The sequence below is a fragment of the Acinetobacter sp. A47 genome, from assembly GCF_000805455.1.
GTDB lineage: Bacteria > Pseudomonadota > Gammaproteobacteria > Pseudomonadales > Moraxellaceae > Acinetobacter.
The window spans coordinates 269,316-283,044 of record NZ_JSUS01000001.1 but is presented as its reverse complement, the minus strand read 5'-3'; the positions used below and the strand labels follow the sequence as shown (position 1 = coordinate 283,044).

Genomic DNA, 13,729 nt, shown 5'->3' with positions numbered 1-13,729 from the left:
TTAACTATTAAAGATTTAGGTCTTCTGAAAAAGAAGACCCATGGATATAACAACTCAGGAAAGGTGTAGGTCATATGTCTTACCAAACCTCGATTCACTTCGACCCAACAGCACTATTAATAATAAAAAATGAGATCGATAACTCGATTAAATTGGTAGAAACAGCAGTCAATACCCTTGCCGAAGAACAAGCCTTACCATTCGGAATTGATGACGCACTTAACCAGTTTGAACAATGTACGCAGGTGCTTGCATTGATTGATATGCCTCATTTGTCACAGATTACCCAATACTCTGCCGAGCTGATGCGTAAAATCATGGCGCATCCCCAGCACATCCAGACCAGTGATGTGGTTGCCCTCAGTGAAGGCACCACCATGCTGAAGCGTTATATTGAATTTATCTGCTTACGCGAAGTTAAAGTTCCCCAGTTCCTGCTCGATACCCTGAACCGTTTAGAGAAGGCTTTAGGCAAACCGCTCACCAAAGAAGGTCAGACCGTTCAGCCCTTGCTTGAACTGATTACACCAAGCTTTAATTTGCCTCAGGCCCCAAATCTGGAAAAATCACAATACATCCATCAACTTTATAAACTGTGTTTAAACAAGCTGATCAAACAGCTAGAAACGCCACTTGATTTGCAGGGTATCAAGCTGGTTGGCGTCTATGCGGCCGGTTTGGCCCAGCATCAGCCGAGCCAGCAATACTGGCAACTGGTCAATGTCGGTTTAAGCCATATTGATGAACTTTCAATTACTGAAGCACGCTTACGCACCCTGATTCAAATTGAAACCAATCTGGGCAAGTTTCTGGCACAACCGGCAACATTCAAAAATAGCATCGCCGACCTTGCCGACATCTTGTGTATCTGTATCAGTCAGGAAGATGAAATTTCTGAGCATATCCGTGAACAGCTGAATATCGGTGATGAGTTACTCAGTGATACCCAGCTTCAAGTATTAAGCCGCCATTTATATGGCCCTGACTATGAAACCGTACATACTGTTAGTCAGTTGATGACTGAAGAGATGGCACAAATCCGTAATGAGATTGAATATAACCATCAAAATATGTCTCCGGAAAAAACCCGGGAAATTCAGCAAAAGTTAACCCAGCTGTGCAATGTTTTCAAGGTACTCAATCTTAATGAGGCTGCACGCGAGTTAACCCAGCAGGCTGAAAAACTGAGCTTGCCTAACACTTTAACCGATGCCACCTCAGTTCAGCAGCTCATGAACAGCATTCTGGCATCGATGAACTCGATTGGTATCCTGGAGCGCAACTACACCTCAAGCCGCCTACAGTTACGCGTCAATAACATGCAAATCTCGCTGGATCGTCTCGACGAAGCACATCAGGCCTTATTGACTGAAACCAAAACTCTGGTAGACACATTGACACAGACTGTCAGCCTGTATACGCAGGACCCGGCAGCCCATAGTCTGGATGCCTTACCGGACTACCTCAAAGAACTTGCCGGAGCTGCCCTGTTCCTCGGCAGTTCAGCCCAGCAAAATGCATTATTGGGTACAGCACAATTCGCTCAAAATCGTCTGGCGCAGCATCAGGCTTTTTCAGCAGACGAAATTAACTGTATTTTAAATGTTGTGGCAGGGCTGGATTTGCTGGTCGACAACCTGAAGAACAAGCAACCGGTCTTGCAATCTATGTTTGATGTGGCATTATCAAACAGTCAGCAATTACAAACCAAAGCCGCATAATGACCCAGCTCTCACTTGCCTATATTTTTCAACATCAAAAGCTTTTAGTAGACGAAAACTTTCAACTACCGAAAGTTGAAAAACTGGCAAGTGACCTGCCTGTCCATCAAGATGATCACGTCATTGCACGTGATCTTCTCGAGCATGAAGCCATTCCCGAAGGCTACCAACTGGTTCCTATACGGGAACTGATCCAGCGCTGGTCAGGTAGCGACTTCTTGCAAGCCAGCCGAGCCGTACAGCTGCTAGAATGGCGACGTAACCATAAATTCTGTAGCCATTGCGGCCATGCAACCGAGGTACATGCCAAAGAGTATGCCATGGTCTGCCCGGCTTGTGGCTATCACCAATATCCGCGTGTTCAGCCATGTATTATCACGATTATTACCAAAGGTGATGATGAAGTGCTGCTGGCCAAGTCAGCACATAACAAAAGCAATATGTATGGTCTCATTGCAGGGTTTGTTGAAGTTGGGGAAACACTGGAAGAAGCCGTGCAACGAGAGGCTTTTGAAGAAGTCGGCCTAAAACTGAAAAATATCCGTTACATGTCGAGCCAGCCCTGGCCTTTTCCAAGCAATCTGATGATTGCCTTTCATGCCGAATACGAGTCGGGAGATATCCGGCTACAGCTTGAAGAAATTAGTGATGCTCAATTCTTTAAATTTGACCAGCTGCCAGAAATTCCCTTCAAAGGCAGTATTGCGCATAACATGATCATGCAGATGACCGGAAAGCAAAAAACTGCCTGAAGCCGGTTTATTCAGTTGACCCGGTAACAGGCCGGATCAACTGCCCTGTTTCGTCTGGTGCCCCCCAAACAGCTTGCAGCACCTGATTTGCATCCAGCTGTAAGGCGCCAAAGAAATGATCAAGTATCTCCCTGACCTGCTCATCCGGCCACTGCCGATAAAACATGATTCTGAGCGACTGCCGGATTAACCAGTAACGGCCAGGTTGATCAAGAAAATGAGTAATATTGCAGAGTTGTGCAGCAATATGCTCCACAGTCAGTGTGGAGCCTGAATCAAGTATATGTTGCACCAGTTTTTGCTGTGTAACAGGATAATATTGGAATAATTGTTGAATCTGGGCAGAAAGGTTCGGCTCACATTGTCCATTTTCATGGCGTATCAAATAATGAAAAAGATTTGCCAATGTGGCAGCGACGACATCTGGAAACAAGACATCCTGATCAAGCAAATGGACCTGTAAAGATAAAATGTCGGGAACAGCGTTATTTTTCTTGATCAAGGCTTGAGTCCAATGCTTGATATCACGATTGAAATTTTTTTCCTCCATTTGGTTTCTCCTGTTTTTAGTTGCCTGCTGACCTTAAGACAAATACAGCCAAGGTCTGTTTAACCTGATCACACAACATTACCGTGTTCCTGCATCTTTTCTTGTTATCGAGTTAACAATCAACAAAGCTTTATTTACACGATGTTCCAAAACAGTTTTTTGTACCTATTTTGGGTAATTAAGCCAATGTATCATAAATAGGTACAATGACAAGTAGCATCCATACCGATGAAATGAACATTTTGTGCCAATGGCTTAAGCAGCAGCGCAAAATTCAAAAACTGACCATGCGTGAACTGGCATCGCGCATGGCTAAGCCACATTCGTATGTACAAAAAGTCGAGCAAGGCGAACGCCGTCTGGATGTCGTTGAATATGTATGGTATTGCGATGCATTAAGCATTGATCCACACACCGGTATTCATCTGGTGATAGATGCCCTGCAGTCCAATTAAAAAGGCAGACTGCCGTATTCCGACAATCTGCCTCATCTGCTCAGCGAGCTCTGTCTATATTAAAAGGACCTCAGGATTCCAATGCCTCATCAAGAAAATGCAGGATGGTACGTTTTGTCTTGAAATAATGACTCATCAGGCTTGCCAGCGTCGCCACAATGGTAATATGCCCTGTTTTGGGTATCACGGCGATATGACTATGATTGCCCTTTTCTCTTAAAGCTTTATCCAGATCAAAACTGTTTTCTTTACCCACCAGCTGATCCTGTTCAGCCATCAGCAAATAATGCTTAATCCGGTTCGGCTCAATAAAGTAATAAGGCATCACCTGCTGATACGAAACCTTCTGGTCAAAAGCATGCTCTGCCAGTGGATCACCTTTATAATCAAAATGATAAGGTCCCGCCATACCAACAATGGCACGAATCTTGTCCTTGTACCTGAAGTTATGCGAATAGGCTGAATACACGACAGACATGACATTGAATGCACCGGCAGAATGCCCCATCAGAATGATATTCTCTGTAGAGATATGCAGTTTTTCCTGATTCTGGTTGAGGTAATGAATTGCCAGTGCAAGGTCATCAATAAAAGTCGGAAAGATATACGCAGGTGCAAGATGGTAATTGATGACCGCAACATCATACCCTTCTTTGGCAAAGCTTTCTCCAACAAACAAATAGTCACGTTTATTGCCATGCTGCCAGGAACCGCCGTGTACAAAAACAATCAGCGGTCTTTGCTTTTTCGGCGTTTTGGTACGATACAAATCCAGACGCTGTCTTGCCTTGAGTCCATAGGCCAGATGCTCTTCTTTTTCAAAGCTATCTTTAGGCGTCAAATAGTTAAGCGAATAACTGGCAAAATCATAAAGGCGAAACTCCTGATAAAACGTTTTCGCCTTGCTGACATTTTCTTGTACTTGCTGGATGAGCTGCTTCATAGATTAAGGATTGGTTGGGGTAATGGTCGCAGGGTCCGCCTGATCAGGATCAATTGCAACCGGTGTCTCAACTAAAGGTTGTGTGGTTGCTGTTCCGACCATCGGCGTTGCTGCTGCAGTTGAGCTTGCTACAGTCCCTGTAGGCTGATCCGTATTGTCAATGAGTGTCACAATTTTAGTCACATTACCGACTTTTTGTAAAACATCATCCAGATCTCTTGATTCAGCTGTGTTTAAACGCCCCATCACATACAACACACCATTTTCGGTATGGACCAGCACTTTACTGTCCGAAACCACCGGTGCTTTCATTAACAGGCCACGCGTATTTGCAGTCACGGTTGCATCCTGCATAATGGTGTTATAGCCCACCTTGTCGCCAACGGTAATATAGTTGTGTACAGCCTTAACATCCGACATTGAACGCAAATTGTCTTCTGCCAGCTGTTTCAAATAAGGATCTGGTACTTGCCCGGTCAATAAAACATTACTATGAAAGCTTTCGATATTAATACGGGACTGCTTGAAGCGATGATCCAGCTTATATAAATTGATATTTGCAGTACGTTTGATTGATGAATCAATAAAGATCTGCCCTAGACTACGTTCACCACTCTCTGTTCCGACTGGTGAAGTTCCGGTACCACCAGAAATAAAACTCGCACATCCCGATAAACTTGCAGCGCAAAGTAACGTAATCGTTAAACGTTTTAACACTTGGCAAGACTCCCTAACTACAAACACATGTGTTCAATTGCAATATTCAGTTTCAGACCTTATCCATTCACTCATCTAAAGTAAAGGCATGTTCAATCCACTGCTGATCATACTGCAATTTTGAAAAATCTGGTTGTACTGTTTTTGCAAATTTCTGTGGAAAATCAAAACAAATCACATCAAAACGGCAGTCAAAGTCATAATATTTAGGATATTTCTGTAAAAATAGCTGTGCGGTTTTAATAATTTTCCGCTGCTGGGCAGAAGAAAGCACTTCACTCGCCCCGGCATAACTTCCAGCCGATCTGGCTTTAACCTCGACAAACACCAGCTCATGCTGTCGCTCTACAATCAGGTCAATTTCACCATAACGAGAATGGTAATTCCGCTCAACACATTCATATTGATGTGATTGTAAAAGGGCCAGCGCCGTCTGCTCAGCCCATTGCCCCAAATCCTGAACTTGTGCTTGCATGGCCAGACCTTATTTCAATACCTGCAGGCCATTTTTCTGTTGCTGATAGCAATAAGGCTGCCGGTCAATTTTACCATCCCTGACATTAATGGCGCCGGTACGCCCTTCAAAATTAAACTTACGCTCCGGACTGGTTAAAAACTGCTGGCTGATCGTCCAGGCATCGCCACCAAAAGCCAGTAAGCGCTGAAATGCCATATTTTCAGGCTGCTCTTTATAGGCCTTGATCACATCGGCCCATTGCCCGTTATATAAGGCAGGCGTATCGCAGAAACTCAAACCTGCCGGAATCGGTTTATCCTGTTCAATACTTAATGCGGTCGCATAAATATTCTTTTCCGGCAGTGACCCCAATTGTGCCACCCATTGATAATCACCAAGCAATAACAAGCCTTCTTTGCGAGCCAGTTTCTTCGGAATGTCACTTATCACATGAATATCGGGACCAAATTCGGACATGAGGGCCATCATAAACAACTCTGTTGCAGACTCTGTTCCCGGCTGACGCAGCACCAGCAACTTTTTCACCTTGTCTTTTTTCAGCAACTGGTTTAAGGCGACTGCATCATGTTGCTTGGCCAGACTGAACTGCCAGACATTGGTGGTCTGGGTATTTACATCATTCAATGCCAACACGGGAATCGCAGGCTGGCGCTGCATGACACTTTCGATCTCGGGTCTGGCCAATGGCCCAACAATCAGGCTGGTCTTGTTATTGACCCGCTTTTTAAAAATAGTATCGATACTGTTTTTGGCCGAATCGACAAAAATGATTTTTTCTTTACTGCCAGATGCTGTATAAGCGCTCAAGAAACCGCGTTTTATGCTCTGACCAGCTCGCGCCATCGTACCAGATTCAGGTAGAATCACCAGTACGTCCGCATAAACCGGGCTTACGATTGCTGCCAAACTGAGTAGCAGCCAATATTTTTTGTAATACATGAGGGAGTTACCTTTTATGAGTGCTCAATTATTTGTTGTAGCAACCCCGATTGGGCACTTAGATGACATGACCTTTCGTGCAATTGATATTTTGAAGTCCGTATCGGTAGTTGCCGCAGAAGACACTCGTCAATCTGCTCAGTTATTCAAGCACTATAATATCTCAACTCCGCTGACAGCGTGCCACGATCACAACGAAAGTAACAAAATTGATCAACTTCTCCAAAAAATGCTAAATGGTGAGAATGTTGCCTTAATTAGTGATGCCGGAACACCACTGATTAGTGATCCGGGATTTAAACTGGTGCGGGCAGCACAGGAACACGGCATTCGCGTGATTCCGGTACCGGGTGCCTGTGCAGCCATTGCTGCCTTGAGTGCGGTAGGCCTACCGAGTGATCGTTTCAGTTTTGAAGGATTCTTACCCTCGAAAGCGTCTCAACGGATTAGCCAGCTGGAAAAGCTCAAAGATGAAACCCAGACCCTGATTTTCTATGAAGCGCCACACCGTATTCTGGCCTGTATCCAGGATATGGTTCAGGTGTTCGGTGAAGATCGCCCGGTAGGCTTTGCCCGTGAAATTACCAAGACCTTTGAAACCATCCGTAAAATGACCTTAAAGGAACTGGTGACTTTTATTGAAAATGATCACAATCAGGAAAAAGGAGAAATCGTGGTTGTGGTGGGTGGCGCCGCTGCCGAAAAAGATATGGAACAGGATAAACTGGATGAGTTATTAAAGCGCTTATTACAGGATTTATCGGTAAAAGCGGCATCGCAACTGGCTGCTGATTTGACGGGTATTAAAAAGAAAGTGGCTTATCAGCGTGCTTTGGAGTTGACTCAAAATAATCAATCGTAGAAAAACGTTTTAACTACGAAGTCTTGCTGGGTTCTTGTCCAGATTTCAGGAAATGCCTTTGGCCGGTTACTTAAAAAAAGTAAGCAGAAACCTTTTTTAGGCTGATGACACATCCTGAACAATTTCAAAATAACACTTTGAAGCAGCGCAAGACAGGCGAACGGCGGCATTCATGCCGCCCCACGAAAGCGTATCGAGATGCCCGCTCAGCCTAAAACTTTTCAACCATTTAAACAGAACTCAACGTCCCGGTTTTATCTTGCTTACGTTCAGCTCTCGCCTGTTTAATCACACTCAGTCCTGAAGACACCCCCAGGTATGCAATTACAAAAGCCACCAATAAATCGGGAAACATGGTTTCTGTGCCAAAAACCCCAACCGCGGCAATGATAATTGCAATATTGGCAATCGCATCATTCCGGCTACATAACCACACCGAACGCATATTGGCATCGCCGTCACGGAAAGCATAGAGCATCAATGCGCAAACCACATTCACCGTCAAGGCCAGCACTCCGATCATTCCCATCAGCATTGGCTCTGGTGTGATTCCCAGCCACCATGACCAGAACACTTTTACAATTACAAAAACTCCAAATGCAGCCATCGTGATGCCTTTGAGCAAGGCGGCCGTTGCCCGCCAGTACAGGGTCATGGAGAGTACCGCCAACGAAATCGCGTAATTGGCAGCATCGCCAGCAAAATCGAGGGCATCTGCCCACAGTGAAACCGAGCGTGCCTGCGACCCGCCGATGATCTCGACAAAGAACATCAGCGCATTCAGGATCAGCGCAAACCATAGCGCTTTTCTAAACTTGGGACTTATCTTTTGTGTTGGGGAACAGCTTGTATTGCAACCACATCCAGCCATGACTTTTCTCACATAATCTTTTATAGTGATTTAAAACCCTAGAGTAACTCCAGAGTCAAGCATGATGAATTTTACGATTGGACAACTGGCTAAAAAGACCGGCGTATCTGTCGATACCATTCGTTATTATGAAAAAATTGGACTGCTTGAGAAAGCCGGTCGCACGGCGGGCAATTATCGGCATTATTCTGAACAGATGCTGTCCGAGCTTTTATTTCTCAAGCATTGCCGCGAACTGGGCATTACCTTGCAGGACATTCAAAGGCTTAAGCAGCTGGCCGCAAATCCAAAGCAGACCTGTATGCAGGTCGATCATCTGATTGATCAGTATCTGGCCGAGGTTTCCCAGAAGATTAAAAATCTGGAACATCTCAAACAGGATTTAACCCATTTAAAACAGCAATGCTCCCAGCACCGCACTATTGAACAATGTGGAATTTTAAAAGAACTGCATCAGCCACTCGACTGTGCGCATGAATCCCATCAACATAAAAAAGCACCACAACCGTGATGCCTTTTTATGAGCTGATTCAGCTTAGTCCTGATGTTCACCGGGTGGCACTTCGGTAATACGCCCACCACGTGCCAGAAATGCAGCGACTTCATCTTCCAGTGCCTGACGCTGTTTCTGCTTGGCGGTCACCGTCAAGGTTTCTGCTTCAGCCAGATCAGCATCATTAGCGCTTGATTCTTCGCTATCTGCTCCATTTTCTGCCGCTTTCGCCTCTTCGTCATCTACAGCAGAATCTTCTGTGTTTTCGTCGTAATCATTCATATCCGTCATATTAATCTCCCCACAAGATCAGGGGCTGTCAGCATTGAGATCATGCCAGCAAGCCCTCACTCTCATCATCGCTATTTGGTCATCAGAACTTGAAGAAATTTAGCAAGCTCTTCTCATTTCGCAAAGTACAATATTGCTAAAATCGTATTTTTTGCGACCAAATTCACTCCGATTTATAAATGATTGTTTAAAAAATATCTACTCTTTTTTAGCAAGCGTAGCGGGTGTGTTTCAGTGCTCCCAGTCCATTGGCCTGCTGCATGAAACGATCTTTAAACCCGTCGAATTGTTCAACCTGTTTCAAGCCAAAATTTCGGGCCCAGACCAACGGAAACAGCTCCGAACTTTCCAGCCAGCCAATCGCCGACATGCTGTGCATCATGGCATCATTCTGCCCTTTACGCTGGTGCTCGTAACGCAACAAAGTCTGCTCGTTGGCCCATGCACCACGTTTTAAGTCATGTAGTAAGACATCACAAAGTACTGCGGCATCCAGACAGCCGATATTCACGCCTTGCCCTGCCAGCGGATGAATCACATGGGCTGCATCACCAATCAATGCCAGTCCCGGTTTAATATAACGCTGCGCTGCACGTGCTTTTAGCAGGAATTGCGCTCTGGAACGCACCTCCACCACTTGTCCCAGCATTTGCAAACTTTCCTGAGTCAGCAATTGCATAAACTCTTGATCACTTAATGCCGAATATTCATCGGTATAATCATCAGGCAAAGTCCAGACAATCGACTGCCAGTAACCATTTTCCTCTGCCTCCAGACTGGCCATCGGTAAATAGGCCAACGGGCCGGTCGGCAAGAAAATCTGGCGAGCCACATACTGATTCGGTTGTGTGGTTTTAATCGCACAACTGATGGCAGCCTGTTTGTAATCCAGTACATCCAGATCGATATAGGCTTGCTCACGGACAAAAGAGTTGGCACCATCTGCACCGATGAGCAACTTCGTTTTTAATGTTGTGCCATCTGCCAGTTGAATCGACCAGCCTTGTGGAATCTGTTCAATCCGGATGACTTTGACCTGAGTACGGTAGTCTTTAAGCTGCTGCAACATTTTCTGTTGAATGGCAACATTCAGCACACTCGGCTCAACCATCGAACCTAAGGCCTGATCTGCATGGGGAGGCTGCTCCGAAGCATGGCCAAAATTGATTTCGCCATAGCCATTTTTATTCCAGACCTGCATGCCCGAATAAGGCATTTGCCGTGCCAGATCATTCCAGACATCAACCGTTTTGAGTAAGTGAATGGTGGCTTGGCTGAGTGCCAATACACGCGGGTTCATCACCGCTAGCGTTTTGTCCTGATCAAGTACAGGCGCAGCATCCAGCACTGTAGCCTGTACCCCACCTTGAGCCAATAATAAGGCCGTTAGTCCGCCTACCAGACCACCACCGACGATGACCACATCTAACAGTTCACTCATGCTTTTAGCCCCATCGCATAATTGGCAACCAACGGCTTAACCCCCGGAATCACATCAAATGCAATCAGGCCGGTATTGCGCAATAATTTAAGGACCGGATTCTGATTACTAAAACCACGCACCACCGAATCACAGAACTTGATCACACGTTGCTGATCCTTTAAACGGGATTGCTCATAGGCCAGTAAATTTTCAGGCGCACCAATATCATCGGACTTGGCCAGTTGCTCCATCAGGAAGCGCACCAGTACATCTGCATCACGCAAGCACAGGTTAAACCCTTGCCCTGCAACGGGGTGAATGGTATGTGCGGCATTCCCCATCAGTACCACACGTCCAACGGCCTGCTTATGCGCCAGAACTTGTGACAATGGATAACTAAAACGCTTGCCGGTTTTTTCAAATTTACCCGCACGATCACCATAGGTTTGCTGCAACGCATCGAGGAAGTGCTGATCATTTTCCTCACCTAACCATTCTGCTTCTGTACCTTTCTTCACCGGCCATACCACTGAACGACGGTATTCCCCCGGTAAAGGCAACAGTGCCAATGGCCCTAATGCGCTAAAACGTTCAAAACCAACCTGCTGATGCGGTTTAGAGGTTTGTACGGTCGTGACAATCGCGACCTGATCATAGTCATGTTCATCCACACCGACACCGATGGCTTGTCGGCAGAAAGAATCACGACCATCGGCAGCAATCACCAATCTGGATTTTAAGGAATGAATATACTCCCCATTGCGCATCGCTTCGATGTGAACCTCATCTTCATTTTGTGTGAGTGAGGTCACCTGCACCCCGTCAATCAGCTCAATCAATGGCTGCTGACGTACTTGGGTCAGTAATACACGGCCTAGCCATGCATTCTCGATCACTTGTCCAAAGCTTTCTACTTTTTCCTGTTCAGCAACAAGGCGTGCCTTACCAAAACTGCCCTGCTCGGTAATATGCACTTGTAAGATCGGGGTCGCATGTTGCTGTAAAGCTTCCCATAAACCTAATTTTTGGTAAATCTGTACACTACGACGTGACAATGCGGTATTACGCGCATCAAAACTGGAATGATAAGGGGCAACATTTTCATCGTCATAATTCGGATATTTCACAGCTTCTAATAGCTTTACCGCGATATTAGATTTTGCCAACATTAAAGCAAGGCTGAGTCCAACCATACCTCCACCGACAATGATGACTTGTTGCTGCATAATATTATTCCTTATCAGTTTTTCATGACTTGAGTTTCGGGACTATCTTACTCTAACTTAAATCAGGAAGGGAATTTGTACTTTGTTTGGTCTATGTTTTTAAAATATCTTCAAAAGTTGTTTTGAGCATCAATAGGAAAGAAACACGCTCATCTATCTTAATCAGCCTTTTCACCTGAGTAGGTCTTTCCGCAGGAAAGAAGATAGAAGTCACTAGCTTAAATATATTTTCTTGGAAGATAGACGATACAAACTGAACTCATCAAACAAAAATAAATAAAATACAAAGCCCACTCAATAGATCGATATTTCCCAACGTTATAAAAAATAGTATAGATAAATAATGCCGTTACACTGACAAAAAATATAAAAGAAATAAACAGCAGGGAAAGTATCTGTCGATCTTCATGCCACTCCCACCGTGTCAGATCAAAGTAATAATGAAGAACCTTTCAATATACATAAATGAATGAAATCAAATAAATATCAGCGACTATTCGATAAACACAGCTCGACAATTTCATATAAGCCTCTTATTTTTCTAAATATTATTATAATTTTTTGTTTGCCTCTTCATACATGATGAAGAGGCATTCATTAAAACTAAGGCTTCGGTTTTGCAACTCGACTGATTAGCGACTCGCCATCAAGCTTTCAATCTCTTCAACCGTTTTCACTACATTTTTGGTCAGAACCAATGGACCATTTTCTGTCACGACAATATCGTCCTCGATACGAATCCCGATACCACGCCATTTTGCATCAACGGTTTCATCATCTGGTGCAACATACAAACCTGGCTCAACGGTCACCACCATACCGGCTTCATAAGCACGCCAGTCTTCGCCATTCTTATAAGCGCCGACATCATGCACATCCATACCGAGCCAATGCCCTGTACCATGCATATAGAATTGACGGAAGGCTTCATTTTCGACCAGCTCATCCACATTACCGTGCAGTAACCCAAGACCAACCAATCCTTGGGTTAAAATCTTTACGGCCACTTCATGCGGATATTTATAGTGATTGCCGATACGGGTTGCATCAATCGCAGCCAGCTGTGCTTCAAGTACCACGTTATATAACGCTTTTTGTTCAGGGCTAAATTTACCATTTACCGGAAATGTACGGGTAATATCCGATGCATAGAACTCATATTCACAGGCCGCATCGATCAGTACCAGATCACCCTCTTTTAACGGCTTGTTATTCTCAACATAATGCAAGATACAGGCGTTTTCACCGCCACCAACAATACTGTTATACGCCGGCACACAGCCATTTTGACCAAAGATATAATTCAGTTCCGCTTCGAGTGCGTATTCCATCATCTCAGGTTTAACCGTTTGCATGGCACGGGTATGCGCTTCGGCACTGATATTGGCTGCAATCTGCATCAGCTCAATTTCTTGTGCCGATTTTTTTAACCGCATTTCATCAACAATACGGTCAAGCTGTAGCACTTCTGCTGGCGCAGTTCCCCCACGATGTGCATCCGCCTTTTGAATCCACTGGCTTACACGTGCATCAAATTCGGCATTGTGTCCGATACGATAGTAAAGACGCTGTTTACTTAATAACTTGTCGATGATTTCTTCATCAAGCAGATCAATTGCATAAGCTTCATCAGCATCATAAATTTCAATTGCGCCATCGATCCCGGCACGATAGCCATTCCAGATTTCCATTTCACGGTTACGTTCACGGCAGAACAAGCTATAGCTATATTCCTCACCCTCTTCAAAGGTTTCGATCACGGCCACCGCTTCTGGCTCTGCAAATCCGGTCAGATAATAAAAACTACTGTCGGCACGGTATTTATAATCCGCATCACGATTACGATACATTTCTGCCCGCGTCGCAATAATTGCAATGCTATTGCGACCGATATGTCTGGCGAGAAGATCACGACGTTGTTTAAAATCGGTCTGACTTAATTTCATATTATCCTACAGTGAGAAAGTCCCTCTTTGATTAAAGAGGGTGAGGAATGACTAAAGTTCCG

General features: G+C 44.8%; 15 protein-coding genes. 5 read left to right on the top strand and 10 right to left on the bottom strand.

From position 1 onward, the window contains the following. The first annotated feature begins 74 nt into the window (after positions 1–74). Positions 75–1,721, top strand: coding sequence for a hypothetical protein (locus OC23_RS01260; protein WP_038342205.1), 1,647 nt, complete (start codon positions 75–77; stop codon positions 1,719–1,721). Continuing rightward, complete coding sequence (nudC, locus tag OC23_RS01255) at positions 1,721–2,473, top strand: NAD(+) diphosphatase (RefSeq protein ID WP_038342204.1); 753 nt, start codon at positions 1,721–1,723, stop codon at positions 2,471–2,473. Before OC23_RS01260 ends, nudC begins: the two co-directional genes overlap by 1 nt. Positions 2,474–2,480: 7 nt before the next feature. Here nudC and OC23_RS01250 read toward each other — a convergent pair whose 3' ends face one another. Further along, on the bottom strand, positions 2,481–3,023 hold the full coding sequence (locus OC23_RS01250; protein ID WP_052209124.1) for a hypothetical protein: 543 nt from the start codon (positions 3,021–3,023) through the stop codon (positions 2,481–2,483). 206 nt (positions 3,024–3,229) lie between these two features. Here OC23_RS01250 and OC23_RS01245 point away from each other — a divergent pair, with 206 nt between their 5' ends. After that, positions 3,230–3,478 carry a helix-turn-helix domain-containing protein gene (locus OC23_RS01245; protein ID WP_038342203.1) on the top strand — a complete coding sequence of 83 codons (249 nt, stop codon included), beginning with the start codon at positions 3,230–3,232 and terminating at the stop codon, positions 3,476–3,478. Between the two features lie 70 nt (positions 3,479–3,548). On the opposite strand, the gene OC23_RS01240 is transcribed toward OC23_RS01245, so the two are convergent. From OC23_RS01240 to OC23_RS01225, 4 genes are all read right to left on the bottom strand, one after another. Then, a complete protein-coding gene (locus OC23_RS01240; RefSeq protein WP_038342202.1) occupies positions 3,549–4,421 on the bottom strand; it encodes an alpha/beta hydrolase in 873 nt (290 codons plus the stop codon). Positions 4,422–4,424: 3 nt separating this feature from the next. Continuing rightward, entirely contained in the window at positions 4,425–5,138 is a 714-nt protein-coding gene (locus tag OC23_RS01235; protein WP_038342201.1) for a BON domain-containing protein, read from the bottom strand. Between the two features lie 67 nt (positions 5,139–5,205). After that, the gene (locus OC23_RS01230; RefSeq protein ID WP_038342200.1) at positions 5,206–5,613 is read right to left on the bottom strand and encodes a YraN family protein; all 408 of its coding nucleotides are present in this window, start codon (positions 5,611–5,613) and stop codon (positions 5,206–5,208) included. Between the two features lie 9 nt (positions 5,614–5,622). Further along, positions 5,623–6,555: a penicillin-binding protein activator gene (locus OC23_RS01225; protein WP_038342199.1), complete on the bottom strand. Its 933-nt coding sequence runs from the start codon at positions 6,553–6,555 to the stop codon at positions 5,623–5,625. Between the two features lie 16 nt (positions 6,556–6,571). Here OC23_RS01225 and rsmI point away from each other — a divergent pair, with 16 nt between their 5' ends. Next, the gene (rsmI, locus tag OC23_RS01220; RefSeq protein ID WP_038342198.1) at positions 6,572–7,417 is read left to right on the top strand and encodes a 16S rRNA (cytidine(1402)-2'-O)-methyltransferase; all 846 of its coding nucleotides are present in this window, start codon (positions 6,572–6,574) and stop codon (positions 7,415–7,417) included. 229 nt (positions 7,418–7,646) lie between these two features. Here the strand turns inward: rsmI and OC23_RS01215 are convergent, their stop codons facing one another. After that, entirely contained in the window at positions 7,647–8,288 is a 642-nt protein-coding gene (locus OC23_RS01215) for a cation transporter (protein ID WP_038342197.1), read from the bottom strand. Positions 8,289–8,349: 61 nt separating this feature from the next. Between OC23_RS01215 and OC23_RS01210 the strand changes: the two genes are divergently transcribed. Next, positions 8,350–8,799 (top strand): MerR family transcriptional regulator, encoded by a 450-nt coding sequence (locus OC23_RS01210; protein ID WP_038342196.1) that lies wholly within the window; start codon positions 8,350–8,352, stop codon positions 8,797–8,799. Between the two features lie 24 nt (positions 8,800–8,823). On the opposite strand, the gene OC23_RS01205 is transcribed toward OC23_RS01210, so the two are convergent. From OC23_RS01205 to OC23_RS01190, 4 genes are all read right to left on the bottom strand, one after another. Then, positions 8,824–9,072, bottom strand: a complete 249-nt coding sequence (locus OC23_RS01205; protein WP_038342195.1) for a hypothetical protein — start codon at positions 9,070–9,072, stop codon at positions 8,824–8,826. 208 nt (positions 9,073–9,280) lie between these two features. After that, the gene (locus OC23_RS01200; protein WP_038342194.1) at positions 9,281–10,513 is read right to left on the bottom strand and encodes an FAD-dependent monooxygenase; all 1,233 of its coding nucleotides are present in this window, start codon (positions 10,511–10,513) and stop codon (positions 9,281–9,283) included. Next, complete coding sequence (gene ubiH / locus OC23_RS01195; protein WP_038342193.1) at positions 10,510–11,721, bottom strand: 2-octaprenyl-6-methoxyphenyl hydroxylase; 1,212 nt, start codon at positions 11,719–11,721, stop codon at positions 10,510–10,512. The genes OC23_RS01200 and ubiH overlap by 4 nt, the downstream gene beginning before the upstream one ends. Positions 11,722–12,353: 632 nt before the next feature. Next, positions 12,354–13,667: an aminopeptidase P N-terminal domain-containing protein gene (locus tag OC23_RS01190; RefSeq protein ID WP_038342192.1), complete on the bottom strand. Its 1,314-nt coding sequence runs from the start codon at positions 13,665–13,667 to the stop codon at positions 12,354–12,356. Positions 13,668–13,729: the final 62 nt, after the last annotated feature.